This is a genomic window from Pseudomonas sp. NPDC089758 (genome assembly GCF_044748705.1).
Taxonomy (GTDB): Bacteria; Pseudomonadota; Gammaproteobacteria; order Pseudomonadales; family Pseudomonadaceae; genus Aquipseudomonas; species Aquipseudomonas putida_X.
Map to the genome: position 1 here is coordinate 26,740 of NZ_JBIVGN010000007.1, position 16,076 is coordinate 42,815.

Below are 16,076 nucleotides of genomic sequence, written 5' to 3' on the forward strand. Positions count from 1 at the left end.
TGGCGGTCTGGTTTCACGAGATCTGTCATGTTCAAGCTGCCCCGTCTTTTACCCGCCCTGTTGCTGGCCCTGTGCCTGCCCGCCCACGCCAATTGGCACCTCGATGGTGAGTCCTCACGCCTTTCATTCGTCACTGGCAAGGACGGCGACACGGCCGAAGTCCATCGTTTTCTGGTGCTGCATGGTACCGTCGACCGCAAGGGCGCCGCCGGGCTGCGTATCGAGATGGATTCGGTCAGCAGTGGTATCCCGCTGCGGGACGAGCGTATGCGTGACGATCTGTTCGAGGTCGGCCGCTTTGCCGAAGCGACGGTCAAGGCCCAGCTCGACCTGCGGCCGATAAACGACCTGGCCGATGGCGCGCAGATCGAACTGCGCCTGCCGTTGACCGTTACGCTGCATGGCCAGTCGCACAGCTACAACGCCTTGTTGCTGGCAACCCGCCTCGATGCGCGGCGCTTTCAGGTGGTGACCCTTGAGCCACTGATTTTGCAGGCCCACGATTTCGGCTTGCTGCCCGGGCTGGAAACCTTGCGCAAGTTCGCCAAGCTCAAATCCATCAACCCGACGGTACCGGTCAATGCGGTGCTGATTTTCAACGCCCGCTGACATGCCGGGGCCGGTCTTTCCCTGGCGTGATGGCAACCAGTTCGAACTGCTGATCGACGGCCCCGAATTCTTTCCACGCATGCTTCAGGCGATCGTGGATGCGCAAGCCCAGGTCGATCTTGAGTTGTATCTGGTCGAGGCCGGTGCGTGCGCCGAAGCGGTTGTCGATGCACTGGAGCAGGCCGCCCGGCGTGGGGTACGCGTGCGGTGCCTGTTCGATGACTACGGCTCGCTGGCGTTCAATTCGGCTTTGCGCCAACGCCTGCTCGATGCCGGTGTGTACCTGCGCTGGTACAACCGCCTGCGCTGGCGCCGCGGCCTGCGCAACCTGTATCGCGACCATCGCAAGCTGCTGCTGGTCGACGAGCGCCTGGCGGTGGTAGGGGGTACCGGTGTCACCGATGAGTTCTGGACGCCGGGCGAAGCGACCAGCGAGTGGCATGAGGTGATGGTGCAGATGCACGGCCCGGTGGTCAGCGATTGGCAGCTACTGTTCGACCGCCAGTGGCAGGCCAACCACCGCCGTACTGCCTGGCGCCCCGCTGAGGGCTTCGGCCTGCCGCGCCTGCCCAAGGTGCCGGTGCATGGCCCGGGCATGGGCCGCGTGGCCTATGCCGACGCCCGCCAGCACCGTGACATCCTGCATTCGCTGGTGCGTGCGCTCAACAGCGGCAAGCAGCGAGTCTGGCTCGCCACACCTTATTTTCTGCCAACCTGGAGCGTGCGCCGTTCGCTGCGCCGGGCGGCAGGCAAGGGCGTCGATGTGCGCCTGCTGCTCACCGGCCCGCGGACCGATCACCCCTCGGTCCGCTACGCCGGCCATCGTTACTACCCTCGTTTATTGCGCGCGGGGGTACGTATCTATGAATACCAGCCGTGCTTCCTGCACCTGAAGATGGCGCTGGTGGATGATTGGGTCAGCGTCGGCTCGTGCAACTTCGATCACTGGAACCTGCGCTTCAACCTGGAGGCCAACGTCGAGGCCTTGGACCCGCCGCTGACGGCCGCCGTGGTCGCCAGCTTCGAACGCGATTTCGCCCTCAGCCACGAAGTCGACCTTGACCACTGGCACGCCCGGCCACTGTGGCGTCGTTTGAAGCAACGGATATGGGGCTGGATGGACCGGCTGGTGGTCAACCTGCTCGACCGTCGTAACTGAAGCAGACTATCGTGCAGGTTGCTTCCCAAACTACCGAAGGAGTGGATGGCGATGACTGCGAAGAAGATTCTCATGCTGGTGGGCGACTACGTCGAGGACTACGAGGCGATGGTGCCTTTTCAGGCCTTGAGCATGGTGGGCCACACGGTGCATGCGGTGTGCCCGGAGAAAATCGCGGGGCAGACGGTGCGCACGGCGATCCACGATTTTGAAGGCGAGCAGACCTACAGCGAGAAGCCTGGCCACAACTTTGCCCTCAATCATGATTTCGTCCAGGTCCGTGCCGAAAGCTACGATGCCTTGCTGATCCCCGGTGGGCGTGCCCCTGAGTATCTGCGCCTGGATGAGCGCGTGCTGGCGCTGGTCAAGGCGTTCGACCAGGCCAGCAAGCCGATTGCGGCGGTTTGCCATGGGGCGCAGTTGCTGGCGGCGGCTGGCGTGCTCGAAGGGCGTGAGTGCAGTGCGTATCCGGCCTGTGCGCCGGAGGTGCGCCTGGCAGGGGGCACGTTCATCGATATCGCCGTGGACCAGGCGCACGTGGATGGCAACCTGGTGACAGCGCCAGCGTGGCCGGCGCACCCGGCATGGCTTGCGGCCTTCCTCAAGGTGCTGGGAACGCGCATCAGCTGAGCCGGCCTGGTCGCCGGCTTGCCGGCGCTGCTGGGTTCAACCCACCTGCTCGACCCAGTCATTGAGGTTGTAGTAGTTGCTTACCCGGGCAATCTTCCCGCAGTGAATGTAGAAGAAGGCGCCTGCCGGTAGCACGTAGGTCTGCCCCTTGGCCGCAGGCAATCCCTCATCATCGGCCAGGTACGCGCCATGTACGGTGAACTCGGCCGCCGCGCGGCTGCCGTCGGCATTTTGCATCACCACGATATCGGCCAGGCGCTCGCGGTAGCAGCGGTTCATCTTGTCCATGAACGCGGCAAACCTGGCCTTGCCCATTTGCCGCTCGCCCTGGTTGATGTCGTGAATCACGTCTTCGCTGAGCAAGGCAAGGAAGGCAGGCATGTCGCCGGCATTGAACGCCGCGTAGTAGGCATTTACCAGTTCGGTAGCGGTCATGGAACAGTTCCTGTCGTGTAGGGAAAAGGTGCAGCATTGGTTCGGATGATAGGGTTTCCCCTCAAGCCCGGCTTAGCCGAGCGCGTCATCCACATCGACAAAACGACCGCCAAGCATGGAAATACGCCTGTTGCACGGCGCCGCTATCGCGCCTTACATCGATGACCTCGCTCGTCTGCGCCTGACCGTTTTCCGCGAGTTCCCCTATCTCTATGACGGCACGCTGGCGTATGAAGCCGAGTACCTGGCAGCCTATGCGCGTTCCGGCCGCAGCCTGGTAGTGCTGGCCCTGGACAATGGCCAGGTGGTGGGCGCCTCGACCGGCGTGCCGCTGGTGGACGTTGCGCCCCAGTTTCAGCAGCCATTTCTGGCGCAGGGTCGCGACCCGGCCAGCGTGTACTACTTTGGCGAATCGGTGGTACTGCCCCAATACCGTGGCCAGGGCCTGGGCGTGCGCTTCTTCATCGAGCGCGAGTCTTATGCGCACAAGCTGGCCGAGTTCGATTGCTGCGCCTTCTGCACCGTCGAGCGCCCTGGCGTGCACCCAAGGCGGCCTGCCAACTACAAGCCATTGCACGGTTTCTGGCGAAACCGGGGCTTCCTGCATGACCCGTCCCTGCGCACGCAGTACGCCTGGCGCGACCTGGACGAGCAGGAAAGCAGCGACAAGATCATGTCGTTCTGGCTCAAGGAATTACCGATATGATCCGTGTGGCGGCCTGCCAGTACGCCATCGAGTTGCATGAATCCTGGAGTGCTTACGCCGAGCACCTGCAACGCGTATGCGCCGAGGCGGTGGCGGCGGGCGCTCAATTGTTGCTGTTGCCTGAATACGCCGGCATGGTGCTCAGCGGCCAGTTGCCTGCCGACCAGCGCGGCGACCTGAAAGCCTCCATCGCCGGTGTTCAGCCGTTGGTCAAACCCTGGTTGGCGCTGTGCGAAGGCATCGCCCGGCGCTTGGGGGTGTACCTGCAGCCGGGCAGCCTGCCGGTGCTGGACAACGATGGGCACTATCGCAACCGGGCTTGGCTGTTCGGGCCGGAAGGTATGCTTGGGCATCAGGACAAACTCATGATGACCCGTTTCGAGCGAGAACAATGGGGCATCAGCGCGGGCCAGGGGCTGCGGGTATTCGATACGCGCCTCGGCCGCCTGGGCATCCTGATCTGCTATGACAATGAGTTCCCGCTGCTGGCGCGGCACTTGGCCGAAGCGGGGGCCGACCTGATTCTGGCGCCCAGTTGTACCGACACCGAAGCGGGCTACCACCGCGTGCGCATCGGTATTCAGGCGCGGGCGCTGGAAAACCAGATAGCGCTGTTGCAGAGCCCGACTGTGGGCTCGGCACCGTGGTCACCGGCGCTGGATGAGAACGTTGGGCGTGCGGGGTTGTTCGTGCCGCCGGATCATGGCATGCCGAGCAATGGGGTGGTGGGTGAAAGCGAAACGCTGAGCCCCGCGGGCAGCCAATGGCTGGTATGCGATGTGGACCTGGGAGCGGTCCGGCGGGTGAGGGAGCAGGGGCAGGTCTTTACCCGGCGCGATTGGCCAGAGCAGTTCGAGCGTATTGCGTGAATCGGGGCCGCAACGCGGCCCCGATACCGATTACTTGACTTCGACCGCGAGGCTTTCGGCGATCTTGCTCTGCCACAGCGCAGGGCCGGTGATGTGCACCGACTCACCGTTGCTGTCCACCGCGACGGTGACCGGCATGTCTTTGACTTCGAACTCGTAGATCGCTTCCATGCCCAGTTCGGCGAAGGCCAGCACCTTGGACTTGCGAATCGCCTGGGCCACCAGGTAGGCGGCGCCGCCGACGGCCATCAGGTAAACGGCCTTGTTGTCCTTGATCGCTTCGATGGCGGTCGGGCCACGCTCGGACTTGCCGATCATGCCCAGCAGGCCGGTTTGCTCAAGGATCTGGCGGGTGAACTTGTCCATCCGGGTGGCGGTGGTCGGGCCAGCCGGGCCTACCACTTCGTCACCGACCGGGTCGACCGGGCCGACGTAGTAGATGAAGCGGCCTTTGAGGTCAACCGGCAGCGCTTCGCCACGGTTGAGCATCTCGACCATGCGCTTGTGCGCGGCATCGCGGCCGGTGAGCATCTTGCCGTTGAGCAGGATGGTCTCGCCCGGTTTCCAGCTGGCGACTTCTTCCGGGGTGATGTCGTCGAGGTTGACGCGGCGGGCGCTCGGGCCTGCTTCCCAGACGATTTCCGGGTAGGCGTCCAGCGACGGGGCTTCCAGTTCGGCCGGGCCGGAGCCGTCGAGCACGAAGTGCGCGTGACGGGTGGCGGCGCAGTTGGGGATCATGCACACCGGCAGCGAGGCGGCGTGGGTCGGGTAGTCCATGATCTTGACGTCGAGCACGGTGGTCAGGCCGCCCAGACCTTGGGCGCCGATACCCAGCTGGTTGACCTTCTCGAACAGCTCCAGGCGGATTTCTTCGAGGCGGTTCTGCGGGCCACGGGCTTTGAGTTCATGGATGTCGATGGACTCCATCAACACTTCCTTGGCCATGACCGCAGCTTTTTCGGCGGTACCGCCGATGCCGATGCCGAGCATGCCCGGCGGGCACCAGCCGGCACCCATGGTCGGAACGGTCTTCAGAACCCAGTCGACGATCGAGTCGGACGGGTTGAGCATGGCCATCTTCGACTTGTTTTCCGAGCCGCCGCCTTTGGCTGCCACATCGACTTCGACCTTGTCGCCTGGGACGATCGAGTAGTGGATGACGGCTGGCGTGTTGTCCTTGGTGTTCTTGCGGGCCCCGGCCGGGTCGGCCAGGATCGAAGCGCGCAGGACGTTTTCAGGCAGGTTGTAGGCGCGACGCACACCTTCGTTGATCATGTCGTCGACGCTCAGGGTGGCGCCGTCCCAGCGCACGTCCATGCCGACGCGCACGAATACGGTGACGATACCGGTATCCTGACAGATCGGGCGGTGGCCGGTGGCGCACATGCGCGAGTTGATCAGGATCTGGGCGATGGAGTCGCGCGCGGCAGGCGACTCTTCACGCAGGTAGGCCTCGTGCATCGCCTGGATGAAATCGACGGGGTGGTAGTACGAAATGAATTGCAGGGCGTCGGCGACGCTCTGAATCAGGTCGTCTTGCTTGATCACGGTCATGCAGCGCGCTCCTCTTAAAGACGGGAACATTCGTAAAGGCCTTCCGACACTGCACACCTGAGTGTCGAAACGCCTGGCAAGGCGTCGACTGGTCAGGCCGACGCAAAAAGGCGCGGCAGTATAGCGCGCCTGTGCCTGCGAAACACCTGCGCGTGGTCTGGACCATGGTCGGCAGGCGGCGGGCATCCTTTTTGCTGCCGATGCCGGCTTGCCTTAGAGTGGCGATGTATAGCCGGAGAAGTGATGACCATGCCTGAACTCTGTGTGGGCGAGCGCCGCTGGACGGTGCCCACCGGCAGCAATCTGCTCGATGCCCTGAACGATGCGGGGCTGAACGTGCCCTACAGCTGCCGTGCCGGTAGCTGTCATGCCTGCCTGGTGCATTGCCTGGAAGGGCAACCCGCCGATGCACTGCCAGAGGCCTTGGCGCTGGAAAAACACGCTCAGGGCTGGCGACTGGCATGCCAGTGCCGGGTGACTGATGACCTGCGCGTGGCGGTGTTCGACCCCCTGCTGGACGGCATCCCTGCACAGGTCTGTGCGCTGGACTGGTTGGGTGATGTGCTGCGCTTGCGCCTGAGGCCGGAGCGGGCATTGCGTTATCAGGCGGGGCAACATGTGGTGCTGTGGAACGGCCCGGTGGCCCGGCCCTATTCCCTGGCAAGCCTGCCGGGCGAAGACGCGTACCTGGAGTTTCATATCGATTGCCGGCACCCGGGCGCGTTTTGCGACAAGGCCCGTGGTTTGCAGGTCGGCGATACGTTGCGCTTGGGAGAGCTGCGCGGTGGGGCGCTGCATTACGATCTGGACTGGCAGGGGCAGGCGCTATGGCTGCTGGCGGCAGGTACCGGGCTTGCGCCCTTGTGGGGCATCCTGCGCGAGGCGGTGCGCCAGGGGCATCGGGGGGAGATCAGGGTGATGCATGTGGCCCATGATGAGGCAGGGCATTACCTGGCTGAGCCGTTGATGCAGATCGAGGGCGTGACTGTCGAGCGGGTGCTGGCAGGGCAGCTGGATGCAGCGCTGGCGACACTGCGGCCATCATCGCGCCAGACCATTGCGTTGGTGTGCGGCTCGCCGGCCAGTGTGGAGCGGTTCGCGAGGCGGCTGTTCATCGCAGGGGTACCGAGGAATCAGGTATTTGCCGATGTGTTCGTCGAGCATGCCTGACGGCGCTGTGCAGTGATCGAACCGGCCTGATCGCTGCGGCGCGTCGTGGCGACGAACCGCAGCGATGGGCCGCAGCGCGGCCCCGGTCAAGACCGATCAGCCGACCAGCGGATCACCGACATGCAGGATCTTCATGCCGTTGGTACCACCGATGGTGTGGTAGCTGTCGCCCTTGGTCAGGATCACCCAATCACCTTGCGCCACCAGGCCACGCTTGAGCAGTTCGTCGACCGCCGCCTGGCTGACCTTGTCGGCCGGCAGCGAAGCCGGGTCGAACGCGATCGGGTAGACGCCGCGGAACATCGACGCGCGCGCTTGGGTAGCGCGGTGCGGCGACAGTGCGTAGATCGGCACATGCGAGCGCAGGCGCGACATGATCAGCGGGGTATAGCCACTTTCGGTGAGGGCGATGATCGCCTTGACACCGGGGAAGTGGTTGGCGGTGTACATGGCCGCCAGGGCGATGCTCTCGTCGCAGCGCTCGAAGGTGGTGTGCAAACGGTGGCTGGACTTCTGGCTGGTCGGATGCTTTTCAGCGCCCAGACAGATGCGCGCCATGGCCTGGACCGCTTCGATCGGGTAGGAACCGGCGGCGCTTTCGGCCGACAGCATCACCGCATCGGTGTTGTCCAGCACGGCGTTGGCCACGTCGGAAACTTCGGCGCGGGTCGGCATCGGGTTCTGGATCATCGACTCCATCATCTGGGTCGCCACGATCACCGCCTTGTTGTTGCGGCGAGCGTGCTGGATGATCTTCTTCTGGATGGCGATCAGCTCGGCATCACCGATTTCCACGCCCAGGTCGCCACGGGCAACCATCACGGCATCGGAGGCAGCGATCAGCTTGTCGAGGGTTTCGTCGTCGGCAACGGCTTCGGCACGCTCGATCTTCGCCACCAGCCAGGCGCTGCCGCCGGACTCGTCGCGCAGCTTGCGGGCATATTCCATGTCGCTGGCGTCACGCGGGAAGGATACGGCGAGGTAGTCCAGGTCCATTTCCGCGGCCAGCTTGATGTCGGCCTTGTCTTTTTCGGTCAGGGCTGGTGCGGTCAGGCCGCCACCTTTGCGGTTGATGCCTTTGTGGTCCGACAGCGGGCCACCGATGATCACCACGCAGTGCAGTGCATCAGCGGTAGCGGTCTCGACGCGCATGACCACACGGCCGTCGTCGAGCAACAGTTCGTCACCAACGCCGCAGTCCTTGACCAGGTCGGGATAGTCGATACCGACGATGTCCTGGTTGCCTTCGGTCAGCGGGTGGGTGGTGGAGAAGGTGAACTTGTCACCGATCTTCAGTTCGATGCGCTTGTTGCTGAACTTGGCGATGCGGATCTTCGGACCCTGCAGATCGCCCAGCAATGCGACATGGCGGCCGTTCTTGGCAGCGATCTCACGGATCAGGCGGGCGCGCGCCTTGTGCTCGTCCGGGGTGCCGTGGGAAAAGTTCAGACGTGCCACGTCCAGGCCGGCGAGGATCAGCTGTTCGATCACTTGCGGCGAGTTGCTGGCGGGGCCGAGGGTGGCGACGATTTTGGTACGGCGGATGGTCATGCACAGACTCCTATAGTGAAGCGCAGCGAAAGGCTACTCCTGAATCGCCCTGTAGTCATTGTTCCGTTGCACTACCTGAAGGCGGGTACGATAGGGCAGCTGCAAGCCGCACGTGGCAAGCTGAAGAAATATACCGGCACGCCGATATACTCTTTATTAAAGGAGATCCCCATGCGAGCCCTGATCGTTTTCGCCCTGGCGGCCAGCGCCGTCGGCTGTACCCGCTGGTCCATGGACCACCATCTGAACAACGCCTATCGTGCGTACGACCGTGGCGATTGCCAACGGGTGATGCTCGAGCTGTCACAGGTCGACCGCACCAGCCGTGCGCGGCCGTTCATTCATCCGGAAGTGTCGTTGCTGCGTGGCCAGTGCCTGGAGCGCCAGAAGCTTTACGTGGACGCTGCACAAACCTACGAGTACCTGATTCAGCAGTATCCACGCAACGAGTATGCCTACCGGGCCAAGGCGCGGCTGCAAACCCTGGAGAAACTGGGCCACTACCGCGCTGGCGAGGCTGCGATGGCCAACCCGGTGAGTACCTCTCCTTGGCGTTAACACCAAGGTGTCGTTTATTTCACGGGATTTGCCGCGCGCGCTGCGCTAACCTGTAACTCAGTTGTTACAACAACCGCCAGTACCTCGTATTCCTGGCATCGGGTACGGACTGCAATTGTGACCATGTTCAACCAGCGTCATATCGAGCGCCATCAGTTGCCTTGCGTACTGATGGTCTTCAATCGCGTGACCGATCAGCCGATCGGGCAGTTGGGCAATGCCTCGGAAGATGGCTTGATGTTGATCAGCCAGTTACCGGTGCTGGTGGGCCCGGATTTTGAATTGCAATTGCGCCTGCCGCTGCCCGGTGGCGGCTTTCAGTTCATCAACCTGACCGCCAGTTGCCTGTGGTGCCGTGAGGACCAGACGCCTGGCCATTACGATTCGGGCTTCATGCTGCTGCAGGCACCACGCGAGTACGACGAGTTCGTGCGCTCGTTGCGCGACTATTTCAGTTTCCATCCGGCCAACGCTTCCGTCTGAGGCCATGTCCGCTAGAATCGGGGCGACCTTCGATCAGGACGACCCCGTGACCTCCAGCATTTTCTGGCACGACTACGAAACCACCGGTATCAATCCGCGCTGCGACAGGCCGTTGCAGGTGGCCGGTGTGCGCACCGACTTCGAGCTCAATGAAATCGACGAGCCGATCAGTCTTTATTGCCGCCCCAGCGACGATATCCTGCCGCACCCGGCGGCTTGCCTGGTGACAGGCATCACCCCGCAGCAGCTGGCCAACCAGGGCCTGAGCGAAGCCGAGTTCATGACGCGGGTGCACGCGCAACTGGCCCAGCCGGGGACCTGCGGCGCGGGTTACAACACGCTGCGCTTCGACGACGAGGTTACCCGCTACAGCCTGTACCGCAATTTCTTCGACCCGTATGCCCGGGAGTGGCAGGGCGGCAATAGCCGCTGGGACTTGATCGATGTGGTCCGCACTGCTTACGCCCTGCGCCCTGAGGGCATCGTCTGGCCGCAACAGGACGGGCGCGTCAGCTTGCGCCTTGAATTGCTCAGCAAGGCCAACGGCATCGATCATGGGCATGCCCACGAGGCACTTTCCGACGTGCGGGCTACCATCGCGCTGGCGCGCTTGATCCGCGACAAGCAGCCTAAGTTGTATGAGTGGCTGTTCCAATTGCGCAGCAAGCACAAAGTGATGGAGCAAATCCGTCTGTTGCAGCCCTTGGTGCATATATCGGGGCGCTTCTCGGCAGCGCGCAATTATCTTGGGGTGGTCTTGCCGTTGGCCTGGCACCCACGTAATCGCAACGCGCTGATTGTGTGCGACCTGCAAAGTGAAACCCTACCCTTATTAAGGGAAAGTGCCGAGGTAATTCGTGAGCGCTTGTACACGCGTCGTGAGGAATTGTCTGATGGGCAATTACCCATACCGCTGAAGTTGGTGCAGATCAATCGCTGCCCGGTAGTGGCGCCGCTTTCGGTATTGCGCGCGGCCGATCAGCAACGGCTCGGGATCGACCTGGCGCTCGTACACGCTCGCGCTGAAGAGTTGGCCAATCAGCAGAACGCCTGGCAACACAAGCTGGAACACATTTACGGCAAGGACGACTTTGTTCCGAGTGAAGATCCGGAGCAGCAATTGTATGAAGGGTTTCTCGGCGACCGCGATCGCCGGCTGTGTGAACAAGTAAGAACGCTGGACCCTTCTCAGTTGGGGCAAGGCCACTGGATGTTCGATGACCCGCGCCTGCCTGAGTTGTTGTTCCGGTACCGGGCGCGTAACTTCCCGGACACCTTGAATAGCGAAGAGCGGCAGCGCTGGTATGGTTTCTGTCAGCAGCGATTGAGCGACCCACACTGGGGAGCACCGAACACGCTGGGCGACTTCGAGCAGGCGCGGCAAAGCGTCTGGGCCAAGGCGGACGAGCCGGGGCGCCAGGTGCTGGACGCCTGGCAGGCGCATGCCCGGCAACTGGCAGAGCACTTTGCCATTCCTTTTTGAGTGGTTTTGTACACGCAAACAAAAACGCCGGCATCGTGCCGGCGTTTTTATTTTAAGCAGTACAGCGATCGAGCGGACAATCAGTCCAGCAGGGTCGCCCAGCTTTCAACCACATCACCACCCCATTTGGCTTTCCACTCTTTCAGGGTTTTGTGGTTGCCGCCTTTGGTTTCGATCACTTCACCGTTGTGCGGGTTTTTGTATTGCTTGACCTTGCGCGCACGTTTGGTGGCGGTGGTCTTGACTGCGCCACGTGGGCCTTTGCTCAGCTTCGATTCTGGGTCGAGCAGGGCAATGACGTCGCGCAGCGATTTGGAGTATTCGCCCATCAGCGTGCGCAGTTTGCCTTCGAACTCCAGTTCTTTCTTCAGCTTGTCATCCTGCGACAGGTTGGCCAGGCGGGCTTGAAGTTCTTTGATGGCTTCTTCGGTGGCGCGGTATTCGTTGATCAGGGACATGGAGTGTTCCTTAATGCGTGTTCGGGAAATGTGTGGAGCAATAATAGACAGGCGATACTCTCAAGTAAACCTATTAATCAGTTCATCAACTGTTTATGTGGGCTGTGACAAAATATCTCAAGGTTAAAAAAATATTTACATTAGCCCGCGTAACTCGTCATGTTTCGCCTGGCTGTTGCTGCGTGCCACGGCCCGCGTCTAAGCGCGCAAGGGGCGGTGGCGGGGTGCAATGATTACTGCGTTTTTCCGGGCGGGCCGCTAGAATGAGCGCCTTTGCGAAGTTCTGGAGTCTTATTCATGCGCACCTATCGTCTGGTGATCGCTTGCCCCGACCGTGTTGGTATCGTGGCGAAAGTCAGTAATTTCCTGGCTTTGTACAATGGCTGGATCAACGAAGCGAGCCACCACTCCGATGAGCAGAGTGGCTGGTTCTTCATGCGCCATGAAATCCGCGCCGAATCGCTGCCATTCGGTATCGAGGCCTTCCGTGAAGCCTTTTCGCCGATAGCCGAAGAGTTTTCCATGACCTGGCGCATTACGGATTCGGCTCAGAAAAAGCGTGTGGTGTTGATGGCGAGCCGTGAATCCCACTGCCTGGCTGATCTGCTGCATCGCTGGCACACCGATGAACTCGATTGCGAGATCCCCTGCGTGATCTCCAACCACAACGACCTGCGCAGCATGGTCGAGTGGCACGGCATCCCGTTCTTCCATGTACCCGTCGACCCGAAAGACAAGGCGCCTGCGTTCGCTGAAGTGTCGCGCCTGGTCCAGGAACATGCGGCCGATGTGGTTGTGCTGGCGCGGTACATGCAAATCCTGCCACCGCAGTTGTGCCAGGATTACGCCGAAAAAGTCATCAACATCCACCACAGCTTCCTGCCGTCGTTCGTCGGTGCCAAGCCTTACCACCAGGCCGCCCTGCGTGGGGTGAAGCTGATCGGTGCTACTTGCCACTACGTGACCGAAGAACTGGACGCAGGCCCGATCATCGAGCAGGACGTGGTGCGTGTGAGCCATGCCGACAGCATCGAGGACATGGTCCGCTTCGGCCGCGATGTGGAGAAGATGGTGCTTGCCCGTGGCCTGCGCTATCACTTGGAAGACCGCGTGCTGGTGCACGGCAACAAGACTGTCGTGTTCGACTGATACGGGCTTTGGGGCTGCACTGCAGCCCCAGCCATGCAGGGGGTGAAAGATGACAGGCTCACGCAACAAACCCACCGCATCAGCACCGCCTACCCTCGGGGAAGGCTGCCTTTCTCGCTACGACCCCGACGCCCTGAGCGAACAGGACGGCACTGATTTCCCCGGTGCCGCTGAGCTCTGGCGCCAGCTCAACCCGTCTGACGCCGCCAGCGCTCCAGCAGGGGGCGCGCCAGCAGGCAAACAAACACCGGCCCCCCGGCCAGCAGATAAAAGTAGTAAGTGACCGCACGCCAGATCAGGATCGCCGCAGCAGCGGTGGAACTGCCCACCAAAGGCGTCAACAGGCTCGCCGAGGTCAGCTCGGCCGCCCCGGCGCCGCCCGGCAGCAGGCTGAACTGCCCGGCACTGAGCGAGAGCATCTGTACCAGGAAGCTCGGAATCCACGACAACTCCACACCCAAGCCTTGCAAGACCAGGTACAGCACGCTGTAGCGCAGGCTCCAATGCGCGCAGGTCAGGGTGAACACCAGTGCCAGTGTGCTTTTTGGCAGCTGCCAGGTCTGCGCCAAGGCATCGATGAAGTGCAACAGCTTGCGCGCCCAGCGCCGTTTGCGCGCAGGAGCCACCCCCATGCGCTGCAGCAGCCGCCCATTCAGGCGCATCACCGTCCGTCGGTACCGTAGCAGCGCCACGATTGCCGCCAGTGCCGAGCACAGCAGTAGGGCACTGCCCAGCAACATGCTCTGCTGGCTGCGGCCAAGGCTGTGGAACAGTGCGTAACCGGCGATTGCCAACATGGCGCAGAAGAAGAACAGCAGATCATTCAACTGGTCCATGGCAAACACCGCGCCGCTGCGTGCCGGGCCGATACGGTCACGGGCCAGCAGGGCCATGAGTGTCAGCGGCCCGCCGCTGCCGCCTGGGGTGGTGCAAATGGCGAATTCGGTGGCCATCACCACGCCGAGGCTGCGCACGTGGCCAAGCTTTGCTCCCTGCTGGCCAAGCAGCAGGCGCAAGCGCACGGCATTGATTATCCAGCACATCAGGATCATGCCCAGCAGGGTCAGCAGCAGTGCGGGGTCGAAGGCCTTGAGCCTGGGCAGCAGGTCGCTGCCCCCCAGCAGGGCCGGTATCACCATGGCCATCACCAGCGCCATGGCCAGCCAGCCCAGACGGTTCATCCTAAAGCCTGGCGCTGTAGCCAGGCCGACTTGGTCAGGGGGGCGCGCCCTTGTATCAGCAGCTTGTCCAGCGTGCGCAGCCAGTAATCTCGTGAGGAGCGGTGGCGCATGTCCACGGGGTGCAGCCCAAGGCGCAGGGTCTCAGCGTTGCGCCAGCGTCTGCACTGCCAGTCACAGACCACCTGCGACATACCACGACGCCAGGCGCTGCGGGCACTCCAGACCAGGCCCGGGGCATTGAACGCGGTGAAGTCGGGTAAACGATAAAGGTGCTGCGGGGTGCTGGTGTAGCGCAACGGCAATTGGCTCAAGGCCTGGCGGGTGCCTTGGCTCATCAGCCAGGCCGGGGCGACGAAGCCTGCCACGGGCCAGCCTTGCCGGTCGAAGACTTCAAGGCCGGCCTCCAGGCGTTGCATGGCCTGCGCCTGGTTCAAGGCATAGAACTCCCCTTCATGGGTGTACAGGCGGCGCATGAAGTAGTCACGCAGGCTGCGTGGCGCTGGCCCGTCGTCGGCGTGATACAAGCCATGCAGCGCCAGTTCGTCGCCACGCGCCAGGCGTCGTTCGAGCAGGCGGCAGAATGCGGGTGAGCTCGCCAGCGGGTTGCGGTGATGGAAGTTCGGCACTACCAGCCAGGTCATGGGCACATGGCCCATTTCGTCGACGGCCTCGACGAAGGGCTGGTAATCCGGCCAGGTCTCAGGCGCGATGTCATGCAGCACAAGCATCAGGCTGCCCGGCGCGGCGCTGGTCTCAAGCATGGGCGCGTACCTGCGGTTGATGGCCAAGCACCGCCTGATAGTGCTGCAGCAGGCCGGCGACGACATTGTCCCATGAATAATGCTGCTCCACATGGCTGCGGGCCTGGGCGCCGAGCTTGCGCACGCCGGCTTCGAACACCTCACGCACCGCGGTGGCCATGGCCAGGCCGTCGTTGGCCCGGCACAGGCGACCGCACTGCTCATTGACGATCTCGCCGAAGGCCCCGGCGTGCACGGCCACCACGGGCGTGGCGCTGGCCATGGCTTCAAGGATGACCAGGCCGAAGGTTTCCTGGTCGCCGGCATGCACCAGCAGGTCGGCGCTGGCCACGAGCCGGGCGACGTCCTGCGGCGCACAGAATCGATTGATCACACTGACGTTGTCAGGGACGTTGCTTGGCATGTTCGAGCCTACCAGCAGCAGGTGGTAAGGGCGGCCAAGGCGCTGTATGCAATCGAGCAGTACGGGCAGGTTTTTTTCCCGCGAGCCACGGCCAGCGAAGACCAGCAGGCGGCTGGTATCGGGGATGCCCAGTTCGGCGCGCAGTTGTGGGTCACGGTGTTGCGGGTTGAACGTGGCCAAGTCCACGCCCAGGCGCTGCACATGCACATCGCGCACGCCCAGGCGGCGAAGTTTGTCGGCCATCACCTGGCTGGGCGCCAGCACTCGGTCGAAATTGCCGTACAGCTTGCTGACATAGGCTTCTACATTCGGCGTGAACCAGTTGCCCATGCGGTTGCTGACCAGCAGTGGCAAGTCGGAGTGATAGAAGCCGATCACGGGGACATCGAGCTGGCGGCGCGCCTCAAGGGCGGCCCAGGCGGTCAGGTACGGGTCACCCACTTCGATGAGGTCGGGCTTGAGGCCGCGCAGCACATTGCACCAGGGAGCAAGGCGCACGGGGAAGCGGTAGCCTTTGCCAAAGGGCAGGGGCGGCGCCGGAACTTGATAGATGCCGTCTTCCTGGCGAGCACTGGCCCCGGGAATCAACAGGCTGTGGCGTACGCCCTCAATGGCGTCGAGACGGTGGTGTTTGGCATCAAGATAGGTACGTACGCCCCCGCTGGCCGGGGCGTAGAACATGGTGATGTCAGCGATGTGCACGATCAGCATCCCTCCGGGATCGACTTTTGGTCCGTCATCGGGCTGTAACAGGCCGACGATGACGCGCCTAAAGATTGACCTACCTGAAGGATAGTTTGTTCGGTTGGGTTGGGGGCTGCAGCTGCAAGCTGCAAGCTACAAGCTGCAAGCTACAAGCTACAAGCTTCAAGCGGCAAGCTACAAGCGAGAGGGCGCATGGCCCGCTTTTACTTGCA

Annotated in this window: 17 protein-coding genes; 10 read left to right on the forward strand and 7 right to left on the reverse strand. The window is 62.6% G+C overall.

Annotated elements, in window-relative coordinates; translation table 11 throughout:
• Positions 1–27 precede the first annotated feature (27 nt).
• From ACIPZH_RS11925 to ACIPZH_RS11935, 3 genes are read left to right on the forward strand one after another with little or no spacing between them, the layout of a single operon-like run.
• Positions 28–609, forward strand: coding sequence for a YceI family protein (locus ACIPZH_RS11925; protein WP_241804763.1), 582 nt, complete (start codon positions 28–30; stop codon positions 607–609).
• Between the two features lies 1 nt (position 610).
• On the forward strand, positions 611–1,768 hold the full coding sequence (locus tag ACIPZH_RS11930) for a phosphatidylserine/phosphatidylglycerophosphate/cardiolipin synthase family protein (protein ID WP_349976180.1): 1,158 nt from the start codon (positions 611–613) through the stop codon (positions 1,766–1,768).
• A gap of 51 nt (positions 1,769–1,819) precedes the next feature.
• Positions 1,820–2,398, forward strand: coding sequence for a DJ-1/PfpI family protein (locus ACIPZH_RS11935; protein ID WP_241804765.1), 579 nt, complete (start codon positions 1,820–1,822; stop codon positions 2,396–2,398).
• A gap of 36 nt (positions 2,399–2,434) precedes the next feature.
• Here the strand turns inward: ACIPZH_RS11935 and ACIPZH_RS11940 are convergent, their stop codons facing one another.
• Positions 2,435–2,833 carry a nuclear transport factor 2 family protein gene (locus ACIPZH_RS11940; protein ID WP_400636282.1) on the reverse strand — a complete coding sequence of 133 codons (399 nt, stop codon included), beginning with the start codon at positions 2,831–2,833 and terminating at the stop codon, positions 2,435–2,437.
• A 115-nt stretch (positions 2,834–2,948) separates the two neighbouring features.
• Here ACIPZH_RS11940 and ACIPZH_RS11945 point away from each other — a divergent pair, with 115 nt between their 5' ends.
• Both ACIPZH_RS11945 and ACIPZH_RS11950 read left to right on the forward strand, forming a co-directional pair.
• On the forward strand, positions 2,949–3,539 hold the full coding sequence (locus tag ACIPZH_RS11945; protein ID WP_400636283.1) for a GNAT family N-acetyltransferase: 591 nt from the start codon (positions 2,949–2,951) through the stop codon (positions 3,537–3,539).
• Positions 3,536–4,408 (forward strand): carbon-nitrogen hydrolase family protein, encoded by an 873-nt coding sequence (locus ACIPZH_RS11950; protein WP_400636284.1) that lies wholly within the window; start codon positions 3,536–3,538, stop codon positions 4,406–4,408. Before ACIPZH_RS11945 ends, ACIPZH_RS11950 begins: the two co-directional genes overlap by 4 nt.
• A gap of 30 nt (positions 4,409–4,438) precedes the next feature.
• On the opposite strand, the gene ACIPZH_RS11955 is transcribed toward ACIPZH_RS11950, so the two are convergent.
• Positions 4,439–5,962, reverse strand: coding sequence for a fumarate hydratase (locus tag ACIPZH_RS11955; protein ID WP_016488901.1), 1,524 nt, complete (start codon positions 5,960–5,962; stop codon positions 4,439–4,441).
• A gap of 249 nt (positions 5,963–6,211) precedes the next feature.
• Between ACIPZH_RS11955 and ACIPZH_RS11960 the strand changes: the two genes are divergently transcribed.
• Positions 6,212–7,132, forward strand: coding sequence for an iron-sulfur-binding ferredoxin reductase (locus ACIPZH_RS11960; RefSeq protein WP_400627881.1), 921 nt, complete (start codon positions 6,212–6,214; stop codon positions 7,130–7,132).
• A gap of 96 nt (positions 7,133–7,228) precedes the next feature.
• Here ACIPZH_RS11960 and pyk read toward each other — a convergent pair whose 3' ends face one another.
• Entirely contained in the window at positions 7,229–8,683 is a 1,455-nt protein-coding gene (gene pyk, locus ACIPZH_RS11965; RefSeq protein ID WP_400636285.1) for a pyruvate kinase, read from the reverse strand.
• Positions 8,684–8,854: 171 nt separating this feature from the next.
• Between pyk and ACIPZH_RS11970 the strand changes: the two genes are divergently transcribed.
• From ACIPZH_RS11970 to sbcB, 3 genes are all read left to right on the forward strand, one after another.
• The gene (locus tag ACIPZH_RS11970; protein ID WP_241804769.1) at positions 8,855–9,241 is read left to right on the forward strand and encodes a tetratricopeptide repeat protein; all 387 of its coding nucleotides are present in this window, start codon (positions 8,855–8,857) and stop codon (positions 9,239–9,241) included.
• A gap of 123 nt (positions 9,242–9,364) precedes the next feature.
• On the forward strand, positions 9,365–9,724 hold the full coding sequence (locus tag ACIPZH_RS11975) for a PilZ domain-containing protein (RefSeq protein WP_241804929.1): 360 nt from the start codon (positions 9,365–9,367) through the stop codon (positions 9,722–9,724).
• Between the two features lie 46 nt (positions 9,725–9,770).
• Positions 9,771–11,207 carry an exodeoxyribonuclease I gene (gene sbcB, locus ACIPZH_RS11980; protein ID WP_400636286.1) on the forward strand — a complete coding sequence of 479 codons (1,437 nt, stop codon included), beginning with the start codon at positions 9,771–9,773 and terminating at the stop codon, positions 11,205–11,207.
• Between the two features lie 80 nt (positions 11,208–11,287).
• Here sbcB and mvaT read toward each other — a convergent pair whose 3' ends face one another.
• Entirely contained in the window at positions 11,288–11,665 is a 378-nt protein-coding gene (mvaT, locus tag ACIPZH_RS11985; protein WP_012312927.1) for a histone-like nucleoid-structuring protein MvaT, read from the reverse strand.
• 297 nt (positions 11,666–11,962) lie between these two features.
• Between mvaT and purU the strand changes: the two genes are divergently transcribed.
• The gene (gene purU / locus ACIPZH_RS11990; RefSeq protein ID WP_241804771.1) at positions 11,963–12,814 is read left to right on the forward strand and encodes a formyltetrahydrofolate deformylase; all 852 of its coding nucleotides are present in this window, start codon (positions 11,963–11,965) and stop codon (positions 12,812–12,814) included.
• A gap of 188 nt (positions 12,815–13,002) precedes the next feature.
• On the opposite strand, the gene ACIPZH_RS11995 is transcribed toward purU, so the two are convergent.
• The 3 genes from ACIPZH_RS11995 to ACIPZH_RS12005 are packed head-to-tail and all read right to left on the reverse strand — an operon-like array spanning position 13,003 to position 15,870.
• The gene (locus tag ACIPZH_RS11995) at positions 13,003–13,995 is read right to left on the reverse strand and encodes a lysylphosphatidylglycerol synthase transmembrane domain-containing protein (RefSeq protein WP_400636287.1); all 993 of its coding nucleotides are present in this window, start codon (positions 13,993–13,995) and stop codon (positions 13,003–13,005) included.
• Positions 13,992–14,756 (reverse strand): DUF2334 domain-containing protein, encoded by a 765-nt coding sequence (locus ACIPZH_RS12000; RefSeq protein ID WP_400636288.1) that lies wholly within the window; start codon positions 14,754–14,756, stop codon positions 13,992–13,994. Before ACIPZH_RS12000 ends, ACIPZH_RS11995 begins: the two co-directional genes overlap by 4 nt.
• Positions 14,749–15,870, reverse strand: a complete 1,122-nt coding sequence (locus ACIPZH_RS12005; protein ID WP_241804775.1) for a glycosyltransferase family 1 protein — start codon at positions 15,868–15,870, stop codon at positions 14,749–14,751. The genes ACIPZH_RS12000 and ACIPZH_RS12005 overlap by 8 nt, the downstream gene beginning before the upstream one ends.
• Positions 15,871–16,076: the final 206 nt, after the last annotated feature.